Annotated in this window: 18 protein-coding genes and 2 pseudogenes; 1 reads left to right on the top strand and 19 read right to left on the bottom strand. The window is 42.5% G+C overall.

From position 1 onward, the window contains the following. Position 1 precedes the first annotated feature (1 nt). From VZF35_RS24725 to VZF35_RS24685, 9 genes and pseudogenes are all read right to left on the bottom strand, one after another. Positions 2–841 (bottom strand): S1 RNA-binding domain-containing protein, encoded by an 840-nt coding sequence (locus VZF35_RS24725; RefSeq protein WP_407309080.1) that lies wholly within the window; start codon positions 839–841, stop codon positions 2–4. A gap of 85 nt (positions 842–926) precedes the next feature. Beyond that, a complete protein-coding gene (locus tag VZF35_RS24720; RefSeq protein WP_407309078.1) occupies positions 927–2,036 on the bottom strand; it encodes an ATP-binding protein in 1,110 nt (369 codons plus the stop codon). Positions 2,037–2,107: 71 nt separating this feature from the next. Further along, positions 2,108–2,248 carry a hypothetical protein gene (locus VZF35_RS24715; protein ID WP_407309076.1) on the bottom strand — a complete coding sequence of 47 codons (141 nt, stop codon included), beginning with the start codon at positions 2,246–2,248 and terminating at the stop codon, positions 2,108–2,110. Positions 2,249–2,364: 116 nt separating this feature from the next. After that, positions 2,365–3,686 (bottom strand): annotated as a pseudogene (locus VZF35_RS24710) (dicarboxylate/amino acid:cation symporter). 107 nt (positions 3,687–3,793) lie between these two features. Next, positions 3,794–4,657, bottom strand: a complete 864-nt coding sequence (locus VZF35_RS24705) for a response regulator (RefSeq protein ID WP_407309074.1) — start codon at positions 4,655–4,657, stop codon at positions 3,794–3,796. A gap of 292 nt (positions 4,658–4,949) precedes the next feature. Next, positions 4,950–5,701 (bottom strand): annotated as a pseudogene (sdhB, locus tag VZF35_RS24700) (succinate dehydrogenase iron-sulfur subunit). 14 nt (positions 5,702–5,715) lie between these two features. Beyond that, the gene (gene sdhA, locus VZF35_RS24695) at positions 5,716–7,455 is read right to left on the bottom strand and encodes a succinate dehydrogenase flavoprotein subunit (RefSeq protein WP_407309072.1); all 1,740 of its coding nucleotides are present in this window, start codon (positions 7,453–7,455) and stop codon (positions 5,716–5,718) included. A gap of 157 nt (positions 7,456–7,612) precedes the next feature. Then, positions 7,613–8,215, bottom strand: coding sequence for a succinate dehydrogenase cytochrome b558 subunit (locus VZF35_RS24690; RefSeq protein ID WP_407309070.1), 603 nt, complete (start codon positions 8,213–8,215; stop codon positions 7,613–7,615). A 365-nt stretch (positions 8,216–8,580) separates the two neighbouring features. Next, a complete protein-coding gene (locus tag VZF35_RS24685; RefSeq protein WP_407309068.1) occupies positions 8,581–10,275 on the bottom strand; it encodes a sigma 54-interacting transcriptional regulator in 1,695 nt (564 codons plus the stop codon). A gap of 353 nt (positions 10,276–10,628) precedes the next feature. On the opposite strand from VZF35_RS24685, the gene VZF35_RS24680 reads away from it, so the two are divergent. After that, on the top strand, positions 10,629–12,722 hold the full coding sequence (locus tag VZF35_RS24680) for a glutamine synthetase III (protein WP_407309066.1): 2,094 nt from the start codon (positions 10,629–10,631) through the stop codon (positions 12,720–12,722). A gap of 329 nt (positions 12,723–13,051) precedes the next feature. Here VZF35_RS24680 and VZF35_RS24675 read toward each other — a convergent pair whose 3' ends face one another. The 10 genes from VZF35_RS24675 to VZF35_RS24630 all read right to left on the bottom strand — a co-directional run bounded on the left by VZF35_RS24675 (position 13,052) and on the right by VZF35_RS24630 (position 24,466). After that, positions 13,052–13,369, bottom strand: a complete 318-nt coding sequence (locus tag VZF35_RS24675; RefSeq protein WP_407309064.1) for a DUF6951 family protein — start codon at positions 13,367–13,369, stop codon at positions 13,052–13,054. A gap of 27 nt (positions 13,370–13,396) precedes the next feature. After that, the gene (locus VZF35_RS24670; protein WP_407309062.1) at positions 13,397–14,971 is read right to left on the bottom strand and encodes a methylenetetrahydrofolate reductase C-terminal domain-containing protein; all 1,575 of its coding nucleotides are present in this window, start codon (positions 14,969–14,971) and stop codon (positions 13,397–13,399) included. A gap of 126 nt (positions 14,972–15,097) precedes the next feature. Beyond that, on the bottom strand, positions 15,098–16,942 hold the full coding sequence (locus VZF35_RS24665; protein WP_407309060.1) for an ASKHA domain-containing protein: 1,845 nt from the start codon (positions 16,940–16,942) through the stop codon (positions 15,098–15,100). Between the two features lie 175 nt (positions 16,943–17,117). Next, the gene (locus VZF35_RS24660; RefSeq protein ID WP_407309058.1) at positions 17,118–17,738 is read right to left on the bottom strand and encodes an HAD family hydrolase; all 621 of its coding nucleotides are present in this window, start codon (positions 17,736–17,738) and stop codon (positions 17,118–17,120) included. A 214-nt stretch (positions 17,739–17,952) separates the two neighbouring features. Then, positions 17,953–18,756, bottom strand: a complete 804-nt coding sequence (locus VZF35_RS24655) for a methyltetrahydrofolate cobalamin methyltransferase (protein ID WP_407309056.1) — start codon at positions 18,754–18,756, stop codon at positions 17,953–17,955. 129 nt (positions 18,757–18,885) lie between these two features. Then, on the bottom strand, positions 18,886–19,512 hold the full coding sequence (locus VZF35_RS24650; protein WP_407309054.1) for a B12-binding domain-containing protein: 627 nt from the start codon (positions 19,510–19,512) through the stop codon (positions 18,886–18,888). 67 nt (positions 19,513–19,579) lie between these two features. Next, complete coding sequence (locus VZF35_RS24645; RefSeq protein WP_407309052.1) at positions 19,580–21,022, bottom strand: trimethylamine methyltransferase family protein; 1,443 nt, start codon at positions 21,020–21,022, stop codon at positions 19,580–19,582. A 67-nt stretch (positions 21,023–21,089) separates the two neighbouring features. Beyond that, entirely contained in the window at positions 21,090–22,295 is a 1,206-nt protein-coding gene (locus tag VZF35_RS24640) for a phosphotransferase enzyme family protein (protein WP_407309050.1), read from the bottom strand. Between the two features lie 230 nt (positions 22,296–22,525). Continuing rightward, entirely contained in the window at positions 22,526–23,179 is a 654-nt protein-coding gene (locus tag VZF35_RS24635) for a corrinoid protein (protein WP_407309048.1), read from the bottom strand. 12 nt (positions 23,180–23,191) lie between these two features. Continuing rightward, entirely contained in the window at positions 23,192–24,466 is a 1,275-nt protein-coding gene (locus VZF35_RS24630) for a PocR ligand-binding domain-containing protein (protein WP_407309046.1), read from the bottom strand. Positions 24,467–24,508 lie beyond the last annotated feature (42 nt).

Raw genomic sequence — 24,508 nt, 5'->3', positions numbered from 1 at the left:
ACTATCTCTTCTCCCTAAGACCATCTTCTGACTTTACAACCTTATTTTCTTTAAGCAATTTACCCACAGCCCTTTTGAACGCCGCTTTACTCATTTTAAGCCGACTTTCGATTTCTAGAGGACTGCTTTTATCGCTCAGCGGCAGAAAACCTTCTCCATTCTGAATTTCTTGTAAAATTGTTGAAGAATCTTTATCCATTTGCAGATAGGAAAGTTCTCTAATGGAAAGATCCAGCTTTCCATCGTCACGGACTCGAATGACTCGGGCTTCAACTTGATCCCCCTCATGAAGTTCTGTAAAACACTCATTGTTAGGAATCAAGCCAAAATATTTATTATCAACTGCGACAAAAATGCCCATGGCGAGGTTTATGCGATAAACCGCTCCTAGGACCTTGTCATTTTTTTGATAGGGTGAATCCGTTGATAAATACTCATAAATCTCAGTAGTAGCGCACAATCTTTGGCTCTTGTCTAAATAGACCTTGACCAAATAACTCTTACCCACTTCGATGGGGAATTTCTGTTCATGGAACGGCAAAAACAACCCCCGTTCTAAACCAATATCGAGAAAGGCTCCTATTTTAGTTTTGGCGTTGACCTTCAGATAAGCTAAATCACCTAATTGAGCAAAGGGTTTTTGTCGTGTAGCAATTAACCGTTCTTCGGAATCCCTATAAATAAAAACCTCAAGTAGTTCTCCTTCTTTAGCACCCTCTGGCACTTGTTTGATCGGCAGAAGGATATTGTCATGTCTTACTCCCGTTCCGGCATCCAAATAGGCCCCGAACGAGGTGAAATTATTAATTTTAAGTTGATTAAATTTGCCAATTTCGATCACAATTAGGAACTCCTTTGCATTCAGAAACAAAACCGCTAGTATATACGGCCTTTTCCTAACATTTAAGGTTTATTATATACGCAACTTAAGCTGGAGACAAATTTACGCACTCTTGACGCAGAGGAAGATGGATATGAAACCATGTCCAGGTTTCACGGCCGCTTGCTTGAGTAATCTTGACTGTTCCATTGACTTCTGATAGAACATGATGCACGTGAGTAAGTCCAATCCCAGTAGAAGCATTACCGGAATCTGAGTACTTTGTCGTAAAACCCGGCAAGAAGATAAATTCCCGATCACTGGGAGAGATAGGACTGCCTGTGTTGCCCAGATGCAAGAACAAGCCATGATCTTTCACATGCCATATCACGGCAATTTTGCCCTGAGTTTGGATTGCGTCAATCCCATTGGCCAAGATATTATTAACCACTACTAAAATCGGAAGGAAATTATCAACAAAACAACGACCAGACCTCAAGGACCTTTGCCACAGTATCTCTTTGTGATGGATCTGGGCATATCGCTGCTGACTTTCAATCACGAGATTCATTAATTCATTCAAATCAATTCTCGTATAATCGTTAGGTTCTATTAAAGCCTTTAGACTACTAAATACCCTTTGCGTATCCTTTTTTATTTCATGAATTTTCTCCGCCAACCTTAACAACTCAATCTGCTGTCCATTACCAAAAGACTCTAAGTTAGATTCCTGATAGAGTTGAAAACTTTTTTCGGTGGCCTGTTCAATTTCTTTCATGATTTTCTTTAAAAAATATCCCTCAGCATAAAGCGTTGCTCCCATTAAAAGTTCGCCTTGAAATTTCTCTCGTTCTTTTTCCCTCAAAATCCGCTGCCGAAATAGTTCCGTGGTTGCCATAAAGGCTAAGAAAAACAGCCCCTTGACTCCAGCTCCCAGGATTAGAACATCCATACTATGCCAATTAGTGCGGAAATCCGCAGTAAAGGCAAGTTCTAGAACATTAGCGATAAAGTCAAACGTCATGAAATATAAACTTGTTCTGACCGGATTAGCGATTTTATCCTTAACCCTCGAAAGAATAATTCCAGTTGTCAGGGCCAAATAATAGAGCAGAGCTGGAGCATTATCCAAGAAGAGTGTTAGCAGAGATATAGGTTGGGCGTAAATAAGACGGTCGGCCAGTACTCTAAATATGACGACGGCTATCCCTGTCAAACAGCCGTTGCTGAGAGTCGATAACCTCGGGAAACTATAGAGACAGAGGACATAAAAAACACTTCCTAGACCTAAACGAAATGAAGAACCAAAGGGAAAGATTCCGACTTCCCCAAGACATAGGTTCCCACAATTAAAAAGACTCGCATGGTGTCAAAGGGCATCTTTTCTTCCAGATTTGATAGCCAATCCAGCCATTTTTCCAGGTTCAATCACAACACTCCAATAGGCAAGAGGATGCAGCAAGGAAAATTCCTGTCTACATCCTCATAATAACAGTATTTAAATGATATGCATTCCAGTGAAAATTGATGTAATTAAGAGTAATTTACTTAGCAAACGATTCAGTTATACTCGAACCTTGACCAGCAAGATCGAGATCTTCACTGCTAATTTCTAAATCCTCCGGTAACGGCTGCAAAGGATAGGTTGCCCTTGAACGGTCGAAAACTCCTTCAATTCTGGCCATGACGACGGAAGCAAGGGAAACCCCGATGACATTCACTACCGTACGACCCATGTCCATGATCCTGTCCACACCGGCAATCAAAGCTAACCCTTCAACAGGGAGCCCAGTCGATGCCAACGTCGAGGCCAGCACAACAAAGGATACACCAGGTACACCAGCCATTCCTTTAGATGTGATCATAAGTACAGCAATAATTGTCAAGGTATGCGTGAATGTCAAGTGAATTCCATACATTTGGGCGATGAATGGTACCGCTAATCCTTGATAAAGTGCACTGCCGTCTAAGTTAAACGTATATCCCGTTGGAACGACAAACGAGACAATGGCTTTCGGAACCCCGAACTGCTCCATTTTCTTGAGGATTCTCGGAAAAACAGATTCTGAACTGTCGGTGGAGAAAGCGATTAACATCTCAGCACTAAGGTTTCTGAGCATAGTGAATAAATTAATACCCGCAAGCTTAGCGACAAGCCCAAAGACGACCACCACGAAGAAGGCCATCGTAAGATAAAGAATTCCGACCAACTTGCCCAAAGGAAGAAGTACCGCCAATCCAAACTGGGATACGGTAAAACCCATTAAAGCAAAAACTCCATAGGGTGCAGCCGTCATGATAATGTTTGTGAGTTTAAACATCGTCTCGGCAACTCCTTGGAAAAAGTGCAGAACAGGTTTGCCGACTTCTCCAATTGAGGCTAAGGCTACACCAAAAAGTACCGCAAAGAAGATAACTTGTAACAAATCTGCACGAGCTAAAGAATCTACAATATTGGTTGGGATAAGGTTTACAAATAAGTCCGTGGCAGTATGATGGGTTGCTGTACCGGTATAAGCACTAATATCAACTTTCGTGATTTTACTTAAATTAATCCCAATTCCGGGCTTCGTTAAATTTGCGACGGTGACACCAAGCAAAATAGCAATCGTCGTAATAATTTCAAAATAAATAAGTGTTTTCCCCCGAGTTTTCCCACCTTTTTTAAATCGCCGACTCCGGCAATCCCTATGACAATCGTGGAGAAAACAATTGGGACAACGATCATCTTAATCGAGCGAATAAACATGTCCCCGACTGGTTTGAGCCATCCAGAATAATTCCTGAAAAAGTATCCGTAAAGAACTCCCAAGGCTAGACCGATGATGATTTTAGTTGCCAGTCCGACTTTTTTACCTTTTGTCATCAGAACTCCTCCTTTTTTATAATTTTGTGAAAGTTTCTGATAACACTATACAATAGGTACTACAGAATCCGACAGTAACTGACAACCAACTCGGAAAAATCCAAAGGTTATATCTCGCGAAACACATCCGTAAATAAAGCTATAAGAAATTTACGAATATTAATTCTGGCCGAGCTTGTTCGATTTTGCCGTAACTCCAAAACTCGTTCACGGACTTCGGCAAAATCGAAATATTTTGAGGCATAACGTTCAAAATATTCGTCATAGAAATCATCTAAACCGCGCAGAGCAATGTTTCCCAGAGCTTGCCTTATGACCCGACGAATCCTTTGTTCGATGCTTTGTATTTCTTCTTCATTTCCTGCGATCCCTTGATAGATTGAACGCAAAGGAAGATTCGCCAACTCGTCTTCACAATTCTTGAATTTCAAAACAATTGCTTGCAGTTCTCGGCTTCCTGTCTCCCCAAGAATCCCCAGATCCGAAAAAATGACTTGAAACCTCTTTTTTAAGGTTAACTCATTAGCCCCTTGGGTTCTTAACGGTTTCGGAAAACGAACCTCAGCCAAGGATTTTTCGATCTGTTCGAGAGTAGATTTCAGTCGCTGCTTTTCTAATACCCGATCTGCAATCGCCAAAATCTCTTTGCGATTAATCGGTTTATGAATAAAAAACTCAATCCCAACTGCATAGGCATTGGCCATTAATGTCTTGGCCTCAACCTGTGACACCATCACAAAGAGCGTCAGAGGGAAAAGCGGAAGGACTTTTTCTACCACTTCAATACCGGAGATATCCGGCATTAAGAGGTCTATAAAGCGCACATCCACCTTGTTGCCGCTCTCGAAAAACTTCAAGGCCTCATGCCCGGAAGAAAATTCAGCAATTACGTCCCCTTTGGTATTTAAAATATCTGAAAGCATACGTTGAGATGCCGGATCATCATCTACGACTGCAAACGTTGCGACCATCTTTCCCGTCCCTCTCCTCAAAGTCAAAAATATCCTTACATTAATAAAAGCACCATACCACACTCATTATAACGAAGTGAGGCGCATGGTGCAATTTTTGCCCTTATAACCAAATCTCGCCGATTATTCCGGACGAATAACCCAAACTTTCTTAGCAATCTCTTCAGGGTCTGTTTTGCTCCGCGCCGGCGGCTTTCATAACCTTATTTATTCGTGTGGCGCGAACATCCAAGGCGCCCGAAAAATTCCTGGATACGCTGAAACGTTGTTTATTTGATTTGAACGCAGGAAATTACCTTCGCAGCCATCGATCCAGCGCAAATTTGTTGGTTTCGCGATTTAAATCTGCCAGACTTGCCGTTAAAGGGATTTCTTTCGGACAAGCCCGCACACAGTTTTGGGCATTGCCGCAATCGGCGATCCCGCCCTCATCCAACAAAGCAGCCAACCGCTCGTGTTTATTCATTTCACCTGTAGGATGAGCATTGAAGAGACGAACTTGTGATATGGCAGAAGGCCCAATAAACTTAGAGCGTGCGTTCACTTGAGGACAGGCCTCCATGCAACACCCACAAGTCATACACTTGGACAGTTCATAGGCCCATTGACGCTTAACTTCAGCCAGACGCGGACCAGGGCCCAAATTATACGTCCCATCGATCGGTATCCAGGCATGAACTTTTTTAAGGTTGTCAAACATAATTTGACGGTCAACCATTAAATCTCTCACCAAGGGAAATTTCGTCAAAGGTTCAAGCACAATTGGCTGGTCTAAATGGTCTACCAGGGCGGAACAAGCTTGCTTGCCTTGACCATTGATATTCATGGTACAAGCCCCGCATACCTCCTCTAAGCAGTTACACTCCCAAACCACGGGAGTCGTCTTTTTCCGTCGACGGTGACAGGGTTTTTCTGAATTTCCATTAAACAAGAAATGACGTTGGATTTCTCTCGATAGGGTAATTCGAACTCTTCCCAATGAAAGGGTTTATTCGGACCGTCTTGGCGACGGATTTTTAAGCGGATTACTTTTTGCTCAGCCATCTTAAAACCCCCTCCTACTTATCAATATCATAACGGCGGGCCCGAAGCGGAATCAGTGACACATCAACTGGCTCATAGCTAAATTCCGGACCACTTGGCGTCCATGTAGCAATCGTCGTCTTTAACCAATTCTCATCATCACGGTTCGGAAACTCTGGTTTGTAATGCGCTCCCCGGCTCTCATTTCGCCGCAGTGCCCCAAGTGTAATAACTCTTGCTAACTCAAGCATGTTCCAAAGTTGACGGATAAACGTTCCTTCCTGAGTTCCCCATTCTACGTTGTCCCGTCGACCGATATTATGCCAGCGCTTCATGAGTTCTTGTAAGTAGGCATCGGTTTCAGCCAGTTTGTCATTGTAGCGCACAACTGTTACATTTAAGGTCATAATATCTCCTAGCTCTTTATGCAGAAGGTAAGGATTTTCCGTTCCCTTCATCGACATCACTTTGCTCCAAAGACTTTCCTGACGTTGTCGTTCTTTCGTGAAAGCAGATTCGTCGCCACTCGGAGTCTGCTTTTTTTGACGTTTATTAATATATTCCATAGCTTTTGGCCCAGCGACCATTCCGCCGTAAATCGCCGAAAGTAAGGAGTTCGCTCCTAAACGGTTGGCGCCATGATACTGATACTCACACTCTCCTGCAGCGAAGAGCCCTGGAATGTTGGTCATTTGATCATAATCAACCCAAAGTCCACCCATTGAATAATGAACCGCCGGGAAAATCCGCATCGGAACTTTCTTGGGATCGTCGCCAACGAACTTTTCGTAGATTTCCAAGATCCCTCCCAGTTTGAGTTGCAGAAGCTGAGGATCAATATGGGAAAGGTCCAGATAGACCATGTTCTCACCGTTGATACCCAGGCCCATATCATAAACAACTTGGTAAATAGCGCGGGTCGCAATATCTCGCGGCACGAGATTCCCATAAGCGGGAAACATTTCTTCAAGGAAATACCACGGTTTTCCATCTTTATAAGTCCAGATTCGTCCACCTTCTCCTCGAGCAGATTCAGACATCAAACGAAGCTTGTCATCACCTGGTATTGCAGTAGGATGAATCTGAATGAATTCACCATTAGCATAGCGCACCCCTTGTTGGTATAACGCTGAGCTTGCAGCTCCGGTACAAATCGTAGAATTTGTGCTTTTGCCGAAGACCGCACCCAAACCTCCTGTAGCGATGATTACAGCATCCGCTGGAAAAGCATTGATGCTCAGATCTCTCAAATTTTGAGCGATAATTCCTTGACAAACTCCCTCATCGATGACAGCCGAGAGAAGCTCCCAATGTTCGAACTTCTTAACTAAGCCTTCGGACTCATACCGACGAACCTGTTCATCGAGAGCATAGAGAAGCTGCTGACCTGTTGTAGCTCCGGCAAAAGCTGTCCTATGAAACTTAGTTCCCCCGAAACGACGAAAATCCAGAAGTCCTTCTGAGGTTCGGCTAAACATAACCCCCATCCTGTCCATCAGATGAATAATCCCGGGAGCCTCATCACACATGGCTTTAACAGGTGGCTGGTTCGCCAAGAAGTCTCCGCCATAAATGGAATCATCAAAGTGCAACCACGTGGAATCCCCTTCGCCTTTGGTATTAACTGCTCCGTTAATACCCCCTTGGGCACAAACGGAGTGTGACCGTTTGACAGGTACTAGTGAAAACAAATCAACGTGCGTGCCATTTTCGGCCATCTTGATCGTGGCCATCAACCCAGCAAGGCCTCCACCCACAACGATGACGTTACTCATCTCAAGACCCCCTACTTTCTTCTTATCTAAATACACTTTTCTAAATACACTTTCAATCACCTGAAAAATCACAAAGATCTTTGGAAATCTTCTCAACACCAATACTTGACTTATTTAATAAACCTCAAAAGCCTAAACTTAAATAAAATGAGCTTTTTTATAAGAAGGCGGTTAAATCTGTCAAACCTACCGCCGATAACACTAAGAAAAGGACAGCCAAGGCATACGACCAGATCTTTTGCGAGTGAGGTCCAACGGTTAAACCCCAAGTAATAGCAAAAGCCCACAAACCATTCATAAAATGGAAGATCGCCAACAAAATACCTAGGGCATAAAAAATTAGGCCTAAAGGTTGACTGACAAAATTATGCAGCGCCAAAAAATTAGCTTCGCCAAAACGCAGTAAATAAACATGAATGACGATAAATATGACAGTATAAAGACCGGAAATCCTCTGGACAATATAAAACCAGTTTCGAGCGTATTTATAACGCAAAACATTGCTTTGCCCAGTATAGACAACCCAGGTCCCGTAAACAGCGTGCAAAGTGATGGGGATAAATATAATGATTAATTCTACAAGGAAAATCCCCGGAAAACTTCGCATCGCATTAATGACTCGATCATATTGCGCGGCACCACCGCGAGCCGTTAAATTTAGAATCATGTGAAAGATTAGAAATACACCGATAGGAAACAACCCTAAGATAGAATGTACTCTACGAACTAGAAAGTGATATGGTTTCTCTATTGTGCTCATAATGTATAATTCTCTCCCCTCTCATCCTCTCTCATGATACGTCGGTTCTACTGTCCTTCTTTTTAGTTGAAACTACGCTTAAGTCAGCCACCCCCATTGATTGTTTCTAAAATAAAGAATAAGCAATACTTATGCCAAATCGGTCGGAATAAATGCTATCTTCTGAAAATTTTAACTTTGATTTGGACTTGGATTCTTTGTTTAGTTCAAGCCACTTCCCAGGGCTGCCTTGGAATAAAAAAATGAGCTGCTCACTATCATTAGAAGCAACTCGGAGGTTTATTTGATTCTACTTTCTAGAAATTAGGCAAATGGTTTCTAAAATGTAGAATATATTCACCGTAATACTCTTTGGTATCTCGTTATCAGGATATGGTCTTTAGTTTATTGTAAAGGGTAGCTAAAGAAATTTTTAAGGCTTTTGCAGCCTCTTTTTTCCCTTCCACGGAATTGCCATATTGTTTTAAGGCTCTTTGAATCATTTGTTTTTCCATCTCTTCTAAAGGTATAATTCCTTCAGCAATTGGCTCATTTTCCTTGATACTTTGAGGATTAATGAGATTAAGGATGTGTTTATGGGTGATAATTTCCCCTTCCACGGAAACCATCGCCCGCTCAAGAACATTTTGAATTTCTCGGATATTTCCAGGCCAATTATAGTTCATAAGCATTTCTTCCGCTTGTGAGGTCAAACCGGTTACATGTTTGCCGAACTTTCGATTGAATTTGACGATGAGAGATTGAACATAAGCGGGAATATCTTCTTTGTGCCGCCGCAAAGGCGGAAGCCGCAGTTCCAAAACGTTTAGTCGATAATATAAATCATCACGAAAATCTCCCCGTTTCGCCATTTCAAGCAAGTTACGATTGGTTGCCGCAATTACACGAACATCCACTTTTATGGTTTGAGTTCCACCGACACGTTCGAACTCCATTTCTTGTAAGACACGCAAAAGTTTAGCCTGCAAATAGGGATTCATATCTCCAATCTCATCTAGAAAAATAGTTCCCCCATTCGCCAACTCCATCTTCCCTAGTTTGGTTTTCAAGGCCCCTGTAAAAGCACCTTTTTCATGTCCAAAAAATTCGCTTTCCAGTAATGTCTCTGGAATAGCAGCACAATTAACTTTAATAAATGGCTTGTCCCAGCGCAAACTTGCTCCATGAATAGCATGGGCAAATAATTCTTTACCTGTACCGGACTCTCCTGTAATTAGAATGGTTGAGTTGCTCTTTGCTGCTTTGCGCGCAAAATCAAGGGCACATTCGAATTCCGGGTGACTCCCAATTAAGTCATCGAAGGTATAGGAACTCGTGGAAATTTGGTTAATTCGACTTTGTAATTCATGAATTACTTGATTGGAAGCACGTAATTGTTCCATCAATTTATAAATATCGGTAAGGGGTTGAAAGACGACAACTGCCCCTTCCATTTTTCCGTCAACCACAATTGGCGCAGAATTGGAGATCACCTCCACATTTGTCCCTCCAACTAAGGAACGGTAAGCAAAAACTGGTTCGTGAGTTCGCAATGAACGCGCTAAAGCTCCATTAGGTGAAACATCGAAAATATTGTTCCCTATTCTCTGCCCAGCAGGAATCGACGTCACACGACTAAAGGACGGGTTCACATATTTGATTTTACCGTCTATCCCTGCAACTTCTATGGCTTCCTGCACGGAATTTAAAATTGCATCCAGCTCTCCTTTGTAACGGCGGATATCTGCCAACTTTTCTTTTTCTTCAATAATATACATCATGAGATTAGCGCCTTGTGCTTCGATGACGGTAGTGGACGCTCTCTTGTGAAGCTCTAACTCTAGCTGAACGCTTTGAACTCCAGTCGCTTCAATAATTACATCCAAATTTTCTTCCTTAAAAAATTCATCTAAAGAAACACAAGTTGGAATACTATCGATTCTAGCCATTTCCATACCAGAAGTGTTTACCAGATCGCAAACCATGGCAATTTCGATATGCTCAATACCACGCAGTGTTCTATAAACGGTCGAACCTTCTCGACCCATTCCAACGATACCGACCCTAACCTTATATGACATGATTTAACCTCCCCACGAGGAATTCAAAAGCAGGTATCATTTATTTTAATTATTAGAATATTCGTGGTCAAGATTAAAAATCCTACCTATTATAATAACTTTTAGAAGTTGAAATTTTCATATCATTTTGTTAAATAATTAATCCGATGATACTATTCAAAACAATAGTTCCGCAGACTAATAGCATACAGTATTCTTTTGATTTTTCTCTTGTCAGATTTACTGTAACGTGATAAATTAAGGATATATTGGATGGGGCAATGACGCTCTTCTTGAAGATTTGATAAATAATCTTTAGGGGGGAGTCTTTTTGTTTATCTGAGCAATTTGAGAGTTAGGAAGGGGAAAGAGTCATGGATATTTTTGGCGAAAACGTTTTTAATGATGCAGTAATGAAAGCACGTTTACCCAAGACCGCTTACAAGTCCTTGCGCAAAACCATTGAAGAAGGTCTACCTTTGGATCCCAATGTTGCAGATATTGTTGCAAATGCTATGAAAGATTGGGCCATCGAAAAAGGTGCCACCCATTTTACCCATTGGTTTCAACCTTTAACAGGTATCACCGCAGAAAAACACGATTCCTTTATTTCCCCAACGAATGATGGACGGGTTGTTATGGAGTTTTCCGGTAAAGAACTAATCAAAGGTGAGCCCGATGCTTCTTCCTTTCCTAGTGGCGGAATTCGTGCCACGTTTGAAGCAAGAGGTTATACTGCCTGGGATTGCACATCCCCTGCCTTTCTGAAAGAAGATGCTGGAGCACTGACCTTATGTATTCCTACGGCGTTTTGTTCGTACACTGGAGAAGCCCTCGATAAGAAAACTCCTCTTCTGCGTTCTATGCAGGCACTTTCCAAACAAGCCTTGCGCATTTTGAAACTTTTTGGCAATACGACATCAACCCAAGTCACCAGCACGGTTGGCGCCGAACAGGAATATTTCCTTGTGGACAAAAAGTTCTTCGATAAACGTCTTGACCTTCTGCTCACTGGCCGTACACTCTTTGGAGCCATGGCTCCTAAAGGTCAAGAACTTGAAGATCACTATTTTGGAAGCCTCAAAACCCGAGTCGCTTCATTCATGCATGATTTGAATGTAGAGCTTTGGAAATTGGGTGTGCTTGCCAAAACCCAACATAACGAAGTTGCTCCTGGGCAGTTTGAACTTGCTCCTCTCTTCGGTACCACAAATATTGCTACTGACCATAATCAGCTTGTAATGGACACGATGAAAAAAGTAGCCCTCAAGCACGACTTAGTTTGCTTGCTTCATGAGAAGCCTTTCGCTGGAGTCAATGGATCTGGTAAACATAATAACTGGTCCATGTCCACCAACGATGGTCTCAATCTTCTCGATCCTGGTAAAACCCCTCACGAAAATTACCAATTCCTTACCATGATCTCCGCAGTCATTAAAGCTGTTGATGATTATGCTGAGATTCTGCGATTATCCGCTGCCACTCCCGGTAATGACCATCGCCTCGGTGCCAACGAAGCACCTCCTGCAATTATTTCAATCTTCTTAGGCGATCAACTCACCGATATCTTTAACCAGCTTCAGAACGGCGGACTCAAACGATCCCTTCAAGGTGATAAATTATTAAGTGGGGTTGAAACTCTTCCTGCTTTCAGTAAAGATTCAACGGATCGCAACCGTACTTCTCCTTTTGCCTTTACAGGGAATAAGTTTGAATTCCGCATGGTGGCCTCCTCTCAATCGATCTCAGGTCCTAATGTCGTGCTCAACCTGATTGCAGCCGAAGTACTTTCTCAATTTGCAGATCGTTTGGAAAAAGCCGACAAGTTCGAGCAAGAACTTAACCTAATTCTGAAAGAAACAGCTAAAAACCACCAACGGATCCTTTTCGATGGCAATGGTTATTCCGATGAGTGGGTAGAAGAAGCAACTCGTCGGGGGTTGCCGAATATTACCTCGACTGTTGATGCCTCTCTTGTTCTTAAGCGTCAATCCACCATTGATTTATATGAAAAACACAAAGTCCTTAATAAAACCGAACTTGAATCACGCTATGAAATCAACTTAGAACAATATTGCAAACAAATTAATATCGAAGCATTGACGATGATTGACATGGCTAAACACCAAATCATTCCAGCCGCTGTCAAATACTCCACTCAATTAGCAAACTCGATCAATACTATTAAATCTGCTTCCAATGCTGTAAATGTTTCTGTCCAAGAATCTCTTCTTAAAGATGTCTGCGCTACCTTGGCATCGTTCCAAGCAAAACTGACCGATCTTGAGAAAAAGACCCAAGAAGCTGCTGACATGACCGCGGAAGCTTATGACCACGGAGTCTTCTACCGCGACGTTGTGTTTAAAGCTATGGGCGCCCTGCGTCAAGACGGCGACTTGCTCGAAAGTATGATTGATGCTGAGCTTTGGCCAATGCCTACCTACTCTCAAATGTTATTTATGCTCTAAACTCGCAATCTTTAAGGTTGTAACAAAGACTTTAACCAGCTCTGTTACAACCTTATTTTTAACCAATGGATTTAATAGAAGAGGGTTATACACTACTCCGCTGTGTATAACCCTCTTCTATTATTATTTATTATCCATTCTCGTCCGACTTGTCAACTACCAAAAAAACTTGTCTTGTACCCAAAGACTGTGCCTTGCACTTGTTGGCTTGCGAGAGCAAAAGCCGTTAGGTGCCCTTGTGATGCAGAAAGTATTCAAAGGAACTTTCCTGCAGCATTTAAAAAGACCTATGCATGGTTATCGTTTCATGCATAGGTCTCTATCGTTATTCACTCTTTGGTGATCGTGATGCTTGCCGTTTGTGGCAAGGCTAAACTCGCGGCAACTTCTATCGTTTTAAGAATGCCCGAAATCCCTGGGCAACTGGGATGAGGACTGTACTTGGAAAACACTTCATAGACCTGTCCGGTATGGAGTTTATTAAACATTTCTTTGTAGGCATCGACCTTTGTAAGTTCCTTGGCAATCTTTTGGTAATTTGGGCAATCACTCGATATTTCTAAAGAAACAGTATGACCGTCCTCGTTTGTCGCTTTAACATTGATCGTAAATCCGCAAATTCCACTGTGAATGACCCCTGTCGCCATCTCTATGTCCCCCTTGCAGTCAGTTCTCTATTTCTTGGCTTGAGGTATCTTACTCTCAGGTCGTTTAATCCCTAAAATAGGTGCCGAGTGATCCTTTCCTAAATAGAAATTAGACCAAGATGATGTTTGATAGAAATCCCAATTAGCGGGCGGAACCGGCGGAACATCGAGACTGGCCTCTTCTCCGTACTTCTTAAGTCGGGCGTAGGCTCGCACCCAGATACATTTCTTCTCATTGGGAAAAACTTCACACCAACCATTTAAACTTCCCCCACAAGCCCCATTGCGTTGGTTTTTAGGGCATTGAGACATTGGACAGAGGTAAGCTATATCAAACATAGCACAATCTCCACAGTCCTTGCAGTCCAGCATAACAACTTTGGCAATATGCTCAAAAGAATGGAATCGTTTCTCTGTTTTTTTCTTTCCTTCAATTGAGTTATAGAAGCTTCTCATGACGGGAAATAGTTTCTTGTTCGGAGTAAACAACAGGGAGTGCATTCCACGCATCATCGAGTAGCCCAAACCTGCGGGCGCATCGAGTGGAAGGTTAGCACGACTTGCAGGACGGTCTGTATTCAGCCCCGTTTTCTCATCTTTTTCAAAATAATAGAAGCCGTTGGTTTGAGGGTAGTCAAATTCTCGCACATAATCCTGCCAGTTTCCGCTAAGTTCTTCCCCTTTATCGAGAATAAACTCCACTTGTTCGTATTTAATGTTATGTCCGCCAATATGCACCCCTGCGAAACCCATTCCTTTCATGATCGCGTACATCTTGGCAGCTCTTAACATGCGCGCGCCGACTCCCTTATCTTCAGCACCTTTTTCTGCATCCAGTTCGGCTAACAGCTTGTCTGTTACAACACATCCGGGCAACTGATTTTGGTTCATGACCCGAGCGGCACCGTAAGGAAGAATATAAATGTTCCCTACCACAGGAATATCGAGCTTATTGACTTTCAAAAACTGCAGCACTTCGTGAAACTTTCGCGCATCATATCCGAGTTGAGTGACAATAAACTGCGCACCGCCAGCAATTTTCTTTTTCATTTTATAATACTGAATCATTTGTTCAGCCTCTGTTGCTTTAAAGGGAGAAACAGCAGCACCAGCAAAAAAGTCACTGGGCTTGTGATAGGTAGGTCCCTTCATACCTTGAACTTCCAGACCTTTATTCATTTCTGAGATGAGTTGAAGTGTATTCGAAGGGTCAAGGTCAAATACCGGTTTAGGACGTCCTTTAAAACCAGATACTGTGTAATCCCCAGTCATGACCAGGAGATTGCGAACGTTTGCTCTGTCTAGGGCATAAAGTTGGCTTTCCATCTGATTCCGATTCTTATCTTTGCAGGTGAAATGAACTAGAGGCTCAATCCCAAGCTTGAGGATTTCCATTCCTAAATAATCAGCAAGAATTGCTGGATTCCCCCCTGGATTATCCGTGATCGTCAGAGCGTGCACCCTGCCTCCCTTGGCAGCCTGTTCCGCAGAGGCGAGGGCGGTTTCCTGAGCCTTTTCATAGGCTCCTCGACCAGGTACTAACTCCCAGGTTACCGATAACGTACTTTTGTCAAGCAAAGATTCTTTAAATTTGTTTTCCATATCCTAGTTCCTCCCCTTTTCTCAATATTTCTAAACAACTTTTACATACTTTGCCACTATAGCTTCATTATACCTCTTCTTGGGTAATAATTTAAGTAAAATTTCAGGCTTCTTTATAACATTCAATCAATTCAGTCGTTCAAGGTACATACTATTCATGAAATAATTGGAGAATGTTACACTCCCGCCAAGTTCAACGTGCTGAATTTTACGGTATAATTCCACGGCAAGGGCAAACTCATGCTGATCGAGGAGAGCGCGAATTGCTCCCATATGGGCAGCGTTTCCAACCGCCTTAATTTTTTCCGGCGGAATATTCGGAACAAGACCGATATTCAAGATATTTTCAGCCTTAAGATAGGTGGCAAATGTTCCCGATAAAATCACTGAATCAAGGTCGGATACCGATAAACCTGCCATTTGAACTAAAGTTTTTATCCCTGCGCACACAGCCCCTTTAGCAAACTGCAACTCGGCAACATCTTTTTGATTAATCGTAATATCACCGTTTTGATCTAAACTATAAGCTAAGACAAATTCATTTCCTTTTTCAGCCGGCCGAATCCGACGTTGTAATTCTGGAGGCAGTGATGAGATTTTTTCCGGATCTCCGATCTTCCCTTGCTTATTTATCACACCGGCTTGTCTCATCTCATCAATACCTTCGATCAGGCCTGATCCACATATTCCAGTGGGAGTTTGCTCTCCAATGACTTGACAACTTACTCCCTGATCCGAAAGGCTGATACTTTCAATAGCTCCCTTTTTGGCCCTCATTCCGTGTTTGATTCCGGCACCTTCAAATGCCGGACCGGCGGCTGTCGAACAGGCCATCATTGTATCCTTCGTCTTTAAAAACAACTCACAATTCGTGCCAAGATCAATTAATAAATGATTGCCTGGTTCTAAAACCTCTGGAGAACCAACGATAGCCCCTAGAGTATCACCTCCTACAAAACTCCCGATATTCGGAAAGAGTAATACCTGAGCTTGAGGGCTCAAGACCAGGCCAAGTTCATTTGCCGAAAATTCTAACGGTCGATTGCAGACAGAGACAAAGGGGAAAACAGCAAGATGAGACACATCTAGGCCTGTAAAGAGATGATGCATTGTGGTGTTGCCAACAATCGTCATTTTTATAATTTCAGACAGTTTTACGTCTGTTTTAAGTTCAAGTTCGTTAAGTAAATGATTAATCGTTCGTTGGATGGCCTGTTTTAAGGCGGCAGAATTCTCCTTACTCTCATTGGCGAAGGAAATACGAGAAATCACATCAGCCCCAAAAGCTGTCTGTTCATTTTCGGTTGAAACAACCTTCAGAACAGATCCTTGTAAGAGATCAACTAAAGCAACAGCGACACTCGTTGTTCCAATATCAACAGCTGCGCCATATAATCTTGATCTTGTATCCCCTGCTTCAATGTCTAAAATCTTACGCTCGGTGACCGTAGCAGTCAATTGATAGTTTTTTGCTCGGATAACGTCCGGGGCCTTGCGGATAACTTGAAAGTCGGAATTACTGAGGCTTCTGCCCGTAACCTTATTCAACTCATCCGCGGTACGGTCCCAGTCTCCCCGCTCGTCCTCCAAGGTTGGTTTATTTAGAGTTATAAAGACTTTTTCAATTCCCGCATCTAAAGTGGAAACCTGCATTCCGAGGAGAGCAGCTTCTTTTCGATCATGACTTTCCACGAAATTAAGTTCAATCGTCATTCCCTCTTCCGGCATGACGGCACAGGCAAGGCGTATCCCGGCCTTAAGATCCGTTTCGCTCAGATGCACTCGATCACGTTCAGTGGGTGGGGAAACTATATCCGTCAGGCGAACCTTACATTTACCACAGGTTCCCTTGCCATTACATATATTTTGTACCGGCAGACGATGGCGAACCAAGGCATCCATTAAGGTCTCATTGCTTTCCGCGGTTATAACCGCTGTATCACATCCGATAAGTTTAATCTTCATGAGCATCTCCCCTTCACACCTTAATAAATAGCAGAGCTACAAATTCTAGGGATAAAGTCAGCGGAATTTGATACTTCTAAGAGCGTTGAGCGTGAAATTTCCTCATTGAACAGCGAAGATATTTATTTTTAGTTATTCGCTCTTTCCTCTCTAATCCCTTCTCCTCTAGTTCTCTTTATGATCAAACATACATCAAAAACTCTGCTAATTCCCTCGGAGTTCCGACGAGATGATCCGGTAAACCTTCCTTGATCTTTTCGGGGGTATGCCAACCCCAGGCGACCCCAATTGTCAGTGTCCCAGCCTTTTTGCCCTCAATCATATCTCCTTTGGTATCTCCGACATAATAAGCCGGAGTTCCGGGATGCAGGGACATAACCGATAAAATTTTCCGTATTTTGCTTTTTTCTTTCTCTGCCCCAATGACATCCCTAAACGAGGAAATTCCATTTTGTTTCAAAACCTGTATTGTGGCACTAGAAAGGTTTGATGTAATCACATAAATATCGTGTTTTTTCGAAATTTGCTCTAAGGCTTCCGGAATCCCTTCAAAGAGTTGGAGGTTTCCCAATTGTACACCTTGCAAAGCTTCATATCTCTTAAGAATCGCATCAATGATTTCCTCATCTAAACCACACTTTCTCATGGTCTCGTAGACATTACCTTCAAATAGGCTGATGACATCCTTCGGTGCCTTAATTTGCTCAAATCCATGTTCGCGACAAGCTTGTGAGAAACGTAAGGTAAAAACATCAAGGGAGTCTACAATCACGCCGTCATAATCAAACATTACGAGAGCCACTCTAATAATCCTCCTAATTCTTAATCTAAAAGCGATACTATTTGTTCCTTGCATAAAATATAAAGAAAACTTAGCTGGCGCTGAGCCTTGGCGAAGGCGGCTGCCTTAGTTGCACTTTATGCTACAGAAAGTATGTAACGTAAGTTATACTTTCTGATCAGTATCAAAAACATCCCCTTCTCTGATTAGAGAAGGGGACTCTGAACCTTATTTATTATCCTAAGAAATCAAATTGCTTATTTCTATAGGCTTTAAGATATTTAACGCAGTAATCATCCCTGCCTGCCAAAGTTTCAGCCGTAATTAAACTAGCCATCATCATATTATCAAGAGGATTAATGATCAAGCCATCCAATCCTTTACCAATTGCCATGATAGCAAAGGCGTGATTCATGAACTTTCGAACGGGCAACCCATAGGATACATTGGAAAGTCCGCAAATTGTATGAACTCCTTTGAAGCGAGTCATGATAGCTTCTACTGAGTTAATAAACTCAACGGCAAAGGTACTGTTTGTAGAGACTGGTTGAACAAGAGGGTCAACATAGATATTAGAAAGCGGGACATTATTTTTGACAAGTCCGTCGATTAACTTTTCGGCAATTTTTAGGCGGGCATCCGTGGTTTCAGGCATCCCTTCATCACTCATACAGAGAGCAACTACTTTAAGGTCAGTTCCCGCAACGACTGGAAGTAAGGCATCGTACCGAGCTTTTTCTAAGGATATAGAGTTGATCATAGCAACACCTTTATGGACAGATAAGGCAGCTTCGATCGCTTTCGGATCTGGGCTGTCGATGCAACAGGGGGCATCAACAACTGCTTGAACATTTTGAACCAACCACTGCAGATACTCCGGCTCCTTACCAACGAAAATTCCAGCATTGACATCGATATAATCGGCTCCAGCTTCTACCTCATCTTTGGCAACCTTTTGGATATATTCCACATCTTGAGCCCGGATCGCTTCCCCGATAGCCTTACGGCTGGCATTAATTAATTCTCCAACAACTAACATGCTTTTTCCTCCCTCAATAAATGGATTGATCACTGTCTCCCTAAATAGGGTTCTCTCTGATCTGATCAAATTAAAGATTATAAAAATACGTTGATATTACCCAAATCTAACGTTCTAACTTATTAAGCGCTACTTAGCTAAAAGTTGACGAGCCATTTCTACAGCACCAGGAGCGTCTGAACTCCACCCGTCGGCACCGATTTTCTTGGCGAAATCTTCCGATACAGGAGCTCCTCCAACCATGGTTTTGTAGGTTAGTCCCTGTTCCCGAATCGCCTTGACGGTTACTTCCATGGCGGGCATGGTTGTGGTTAAAAGAGCTGACATACAAATAATATCGGCATTTTTTTCTTTGGCGGTAGCCAGGAATTTTTCCGTATCAACGTCCGGCCCCAGATCAACAACTTCAAACCCTGCCCCTTCCATCATCATGGCAACAAGGTTCTTGCCGATGTCATGCAAGTCCCCTTTGACAGTTCCAATAACGATCGTACCTTTTTTCTCGTTATCTCCTTGGGATAACAACGGTTTGAGGACTTCGAGTCCTGCTTTCATCGCTTTAGCCGCCATTAACATTTCCGGAACAAAAAATTCGCCTTCTGTATACCGTTGCCCTACTTCATCCATAGCTCCGATAAGACCTTGAGATAGAATTTCCGATACATCTGTTCCCAGACTTACTTCTTGTTTCACTAAGCCAACCACTTTTTCAATGTCAAATTCGACGACACCGTCATAAATTTCTTGTACACTCATGTTTCTCTTCCTTTCCTCTGGGCCAATCAAAACTTAAGCCCTGTTCGTTTTTTTCTCTAATGTTCTCTTACAGACTCCATTCCGCATCCCCAGGTACAAGACCAGGGAAGTGACTGCGGACTTTAGCATCTAATTCGTCCGAGAAGCGAGATTTGTTCGGTTTGCTGAGAATCTTATTGGCTTCCTTCAGCGCCCGACTATGAGCATCCGGTTTGCCTTGATCTTCCCAGCGGCGACGCATTTCACGGGTCGCTATTTTTGGAAGAACAGCAATCGTGCGCATATTCTTCATTGTATGATCAAGGTCCATGTAACTTCCGCCAGGTCCAACCTTAGCTATGAGATCTAAGCAGAGATTTTCTTCACTGTACTCATAGCCTTTTTTCATCCGTTTAAGCATTAAAGCAATTTCATTGTCAATGACTGCCTTGGCAAAATCAAAGGACATTAAGCTGCCCAACAACCCGCCCATATTAAATAAGTCCGCTCCTGCCAACAAGGCACCCGTGGTATTCATTCCCGTTTCATACCCAGATTGCGCATCATTGGAGTGCGCATTTGTTAAACCGATATAACCGCCTGACGGTACATCATAGAATCTGGCCATTTCTGTATGGGCCATTTGCAGCATGCCCGTCTCGATGGCTCCAGGGGCATACGCTCCGGTACGCATATCAGCTACCGTTGACAATACAGCATAGATCATCGGGGCACCAGGACGGATCATTTGGGTTAAGGTTGCCAATCCCAAGAATTCAGCATTCCCTAAGGTTAAAGTACCCATCAGACTAAGAGGGGAGGTCATCCCGGCATTGGGAACGATCGTGCCATATACAGGCAGCCCTTGTTCAAGAAGGTAAATAACAGCTTCTGTAGACTCCACATCAAAGGTCAGGGGAGAAACAACAGGACAATAATGATGATTGATAAAAGGACGTTTACGGTATTCTTCTTCACTGCCTGCAATTAGGTAGCCTAACTCCAATACTTTTTTCAGGTCATCCATATTGGGAGTGTTGCTGCGTACAGGTTTTTTGCAATTTTTTAAAGCGGGATAAAACCGTGACAAGCTAAACTGCCCCTCAGGTGCATCATCAGCTAAGGTTGAGATTGAGAAGACATCAAAACCAGGCAGTTCATTAATCAGATAAGCAATGTTAGCAATATCCTTTGAGGTCGCTCTTCTTTCCTCACCAGTTTTGGGATCAATGATATTGGGAGCCGAACTTCCTGTAACAACGATGGGGCGGTCGCCAGGCATTGTAACATCGTATTTTGGATCTTGGGCGGTAAATGTGTAGTTAGGAACAAATGTTTCCCTGGCTTTTTCCACAACTTGGCGAGGAAACTTAACAATCATGGTCTCCTTATTGACCTGGCAGCCATTTTTTTCAAAGATTGCCAAGGCCTTTTCATTGCGGACCAACATCCCAACATTTTCGAGGATTTCCAAGGAAGCTTCATGTACCCGCTCCACTTCAGCTAGACTAAATGATTTGACAAATTCCACAATCCTATCCCCTTTCCTCTTCAGACATGTATAATCATTATTTTTGCAGAACGTTATAAAGTTAAAGTTATAGTATGGACATAGCCAGTTCTAAAATCTCTGCTTTGTGATTTTCAATCCACTTCATTAAACGGACGTTATGCTGTAAATAGGCCATATACTCGTACTCATTTAAGTTTGTACCAGCATAGTAAGCGGTAACATCCCAATTAATCAAGTAAATATTCGCTGCAGCAATCATAATCGGCAAGTTTTCCAGTTCAACGACATTTAAAGGAGCAAGTTTCCCAAGCTGTTTAAGTTTTTGCTGATAAGATGTTAAAAAGATCGCACATTTATCCAGCAATAAGACACCATCTTTTTCATCCTGCCAACAGCTGCAGCAATAGGCCAGTGCCAAGCAAACATCAAACAGCCGATAATCAATCTTAGACCAGTCAAAGTCGAAGATTCCTACGACGTTACTATCTATATATTTCAAATTGCCCGGATGAAAATCGTTATGACATGGCGTGAGCGGCATCTTTTCCAGCACGTCAGGAGGAATTTGCGAGCTTTCGATAACCTCTAAAATCGACTCCAGATTTTCTCTGTAATAGTTATGGAACTTGGTGTCCTTATCATTTTGGGCAAAGCCTCGATATGTCTCAGGTAAGGTTGGAAGAAATTCCATAATCCTCGGTTCCACTCTCTCTAAACCCTGCGGATCAAAATCCCGGGCAGCATTATGAAACGTTGCTAGAACCGCAGCAGCACTGGCGTATTCTGCATCGTTTAACGTAGGGTTGTCCCAAGTATACAAATCGTCACCTTGAAGAAATTGATAGACTGCAAAATAAATATCTGCCTGATTGCCATTCGTTCCTTCAGTCTGTTTAATAAAGGTTGGGCCGTCTATAGTGCGAATCAACCCTGCAGCAATATCTAGACCATTGGCAATTGAATAGTCAATCATAGAATGTTCAAATAAAATTTCCTTTTCCGTTATGCCATATTTGTACTTGCGAACAAAATACTCATATTGCACACCGTCTTTCTCAGTAAGTATCCCAAAACTTCGGTTAACATAACCACCGAATATTTCATAGATATCTGTAAGGGTTCCTAGGTCATAGTGTTTGAGTGCGTCAACGATCTGATTTCGAATGAGGGCTGTTTCCATTGATTCGAAGAAATTTGCAGCAATATTTTTTAGGTCTGCGCTTTGGACAAAGAGAGCAAATGTTTGTCCAACACTCTGTTCTTCGAGGTGTCTCATTTTACTTATGTTCATCTCGATCCTCCTCTTAACACCATCATACTTTTTGTTTCATTATTCAAAATTCATCGAGTATGAAGAGGCGTTTGTTTATTTGTACCTTCATCATATCATTTAGAAACGAACCATAGCCTAATACATCTCTGCTCGTTTTGACGCATTACGATCAATTGAATATTCTGATTTATTGTCGAAATTAATAAATCCTTGCCGTAAGCAAGGATAATATTTAGAACACTGGCGAATTAACGGTTTCTTTTGTTCATTAATTTCGTAAGATTTTCTTCGATAAATAATCTAACCTCGAAGGCGTCTTCGAAGTAATAATCAGCGCCAATCCTTTTGGCGTATCCGGAATCTACAGGCGCCCCTCCAACGATTATGATCAGGTTTTTTCGAAGATTTTGACCTTCCAATTCATCAATGACTTCTTTCATGACCGTCATCGTTGTGGTGAGTAAAGCCGACATCATGAGGATATCTGGTTTTTCTTTCCGTACGACACTGGCAAATTTTTTAGGAGTGACATCCACACCTAAATTGATGACCTGTGCTCCCGTTGACATGATCATCATTTTGACCAAGCTTAGTCCAATATCATGGAGATCCCCGGCAACAGTACCCATAACAATCTTGCCGGAGATTTTTTTCTCAGCATCTTTGAGTAACGGTTCTACAAGACTTAACCCCGCATGCATGGCCCGGGAAGCCATCAGAACTTCCGGCACCATCACTCGTTGATCACGAAATTTATCGGCTACACGGTCCATGCCGGCAATTAAACCCTTTTCCAGAACAGATTCGGCCGTGAAACCTTGCGTTAAGGCATGCTTCGTCAGAACCAAGCATTCCTCGGCTTTTCCTGCGACGATAGATTTAATGATACCTTGAAAAATCACTTGTCTCCCCCTCTAATACAAGCTGTTCTTATAGATTATAGGGGTAACCCCGATATATTTACGAAACACCTTGGCAAAATAACTTTGGTTCTGAAAGCCAACGGCTTTCGAGACTTGAGCGACACTTAATTCGGGTTTCTTCATGATTTCAACCGCTTGCTCAACTCTTACTCTTGTTAGATAGTCGTTAATCGTACAATCCAATTCCTCCCGAAACAAACGTGATAGGTGGGAGGGACTGATAAAAAGATGCTCTGCTACACTGTTAACCGTGAGAGGCAAGGCATAGTTTTCCATAATAAAATCCCGAGCATCTTTGACAATCGCCAGGTGTTTTTTATTAGCTAAGGTAAAAATCCCTTCTAAGAAGGTCTCAACAATTCGTTGAATTTTATAAAAGAATTTTTCAACACGCTCGATTCCGTCAATCTCTTTATTGAATTCTTTAAGCAAGATCATAATCCTATCGGCATTAGCTCCGCCTTCTACGGCCGCTCTGGAGGTCAACGTGGCTAATTCCAAGATTCTTACTTTCACCGTTTCAAGATCTCCCACTGTTTTTGTATAGAGATCTGTAAGAAGACTTTGCAGAGTTTGGTTCGCTCTCGTCCGATCACCTAAGCGAATATAGCGTAAAAACTTACGTTCTTTTTTTAGATAGGCATCGTAATCACTAAGGTCGGGCAGACGCTTGCGCTTCCTTTCCTCAATTTCCTGACGAATTTGCTGCTGTTGTAATCTCGTGGCATCAATTTCTTTTAAACTGTTGATATCCCGCTTTACAATATGGTTAACAACGACAAAAAGCATATCTGCAGCGGCTTGAGATCTTGCAGGAGAGATGACTTCAAGTTTACTGGCTTTTGTTTTTAGAACCTCGATATTCTCTACGCCGACGTTCAGTTTCTCAAGTTCTTGGAAGAAGAAATGATCAGGCTCCCACATCAGTACTTGACCGCAGATAATACTTCCTAAAGATACCCCTTTGATCATAATCGGAACAGCCCAAATAACGAGCCCTGCATGACAGCGAAAAAAGTAGGGTTCTTCCCATTTTGCTGCTTCTAAGCTAGCACGTTTATAGGAGTCCAGGCACTTTTTTTCTCCTTCAGGCTGACAGCGAATATAGCGGCAAAAATCGCTGCGTTCTAATTTCCCCAACACAGAGAAGGTGACTCCATCGTTGTTGATCGCCTCAATATGCAAACCGGTAGCCTGATGAAAACTACCTAAGATCTCTTCAAGATAATTTGGATCTAGAAGGTTAGAATCTAATGGCTCTCGCATCCAACTCACCCTTCCATCACGATAAATCAAGGCATTTTCCTG

The organism is Desulfosporosinus paludis (assembly GCF_045689965.1).
GTDB lineage: Bacteria > Bacillota > Desulfitobacteriia > Desulfitobacteriales > Desulfitobacteriaceae > Desulfosporosinus > Desulfosporosinus paludis.
The sequence above is the reverse complement of the archived record's forward strand: the minus strand, read 5'-3'. Positions and strand labels throughout refer to the sequence as shown.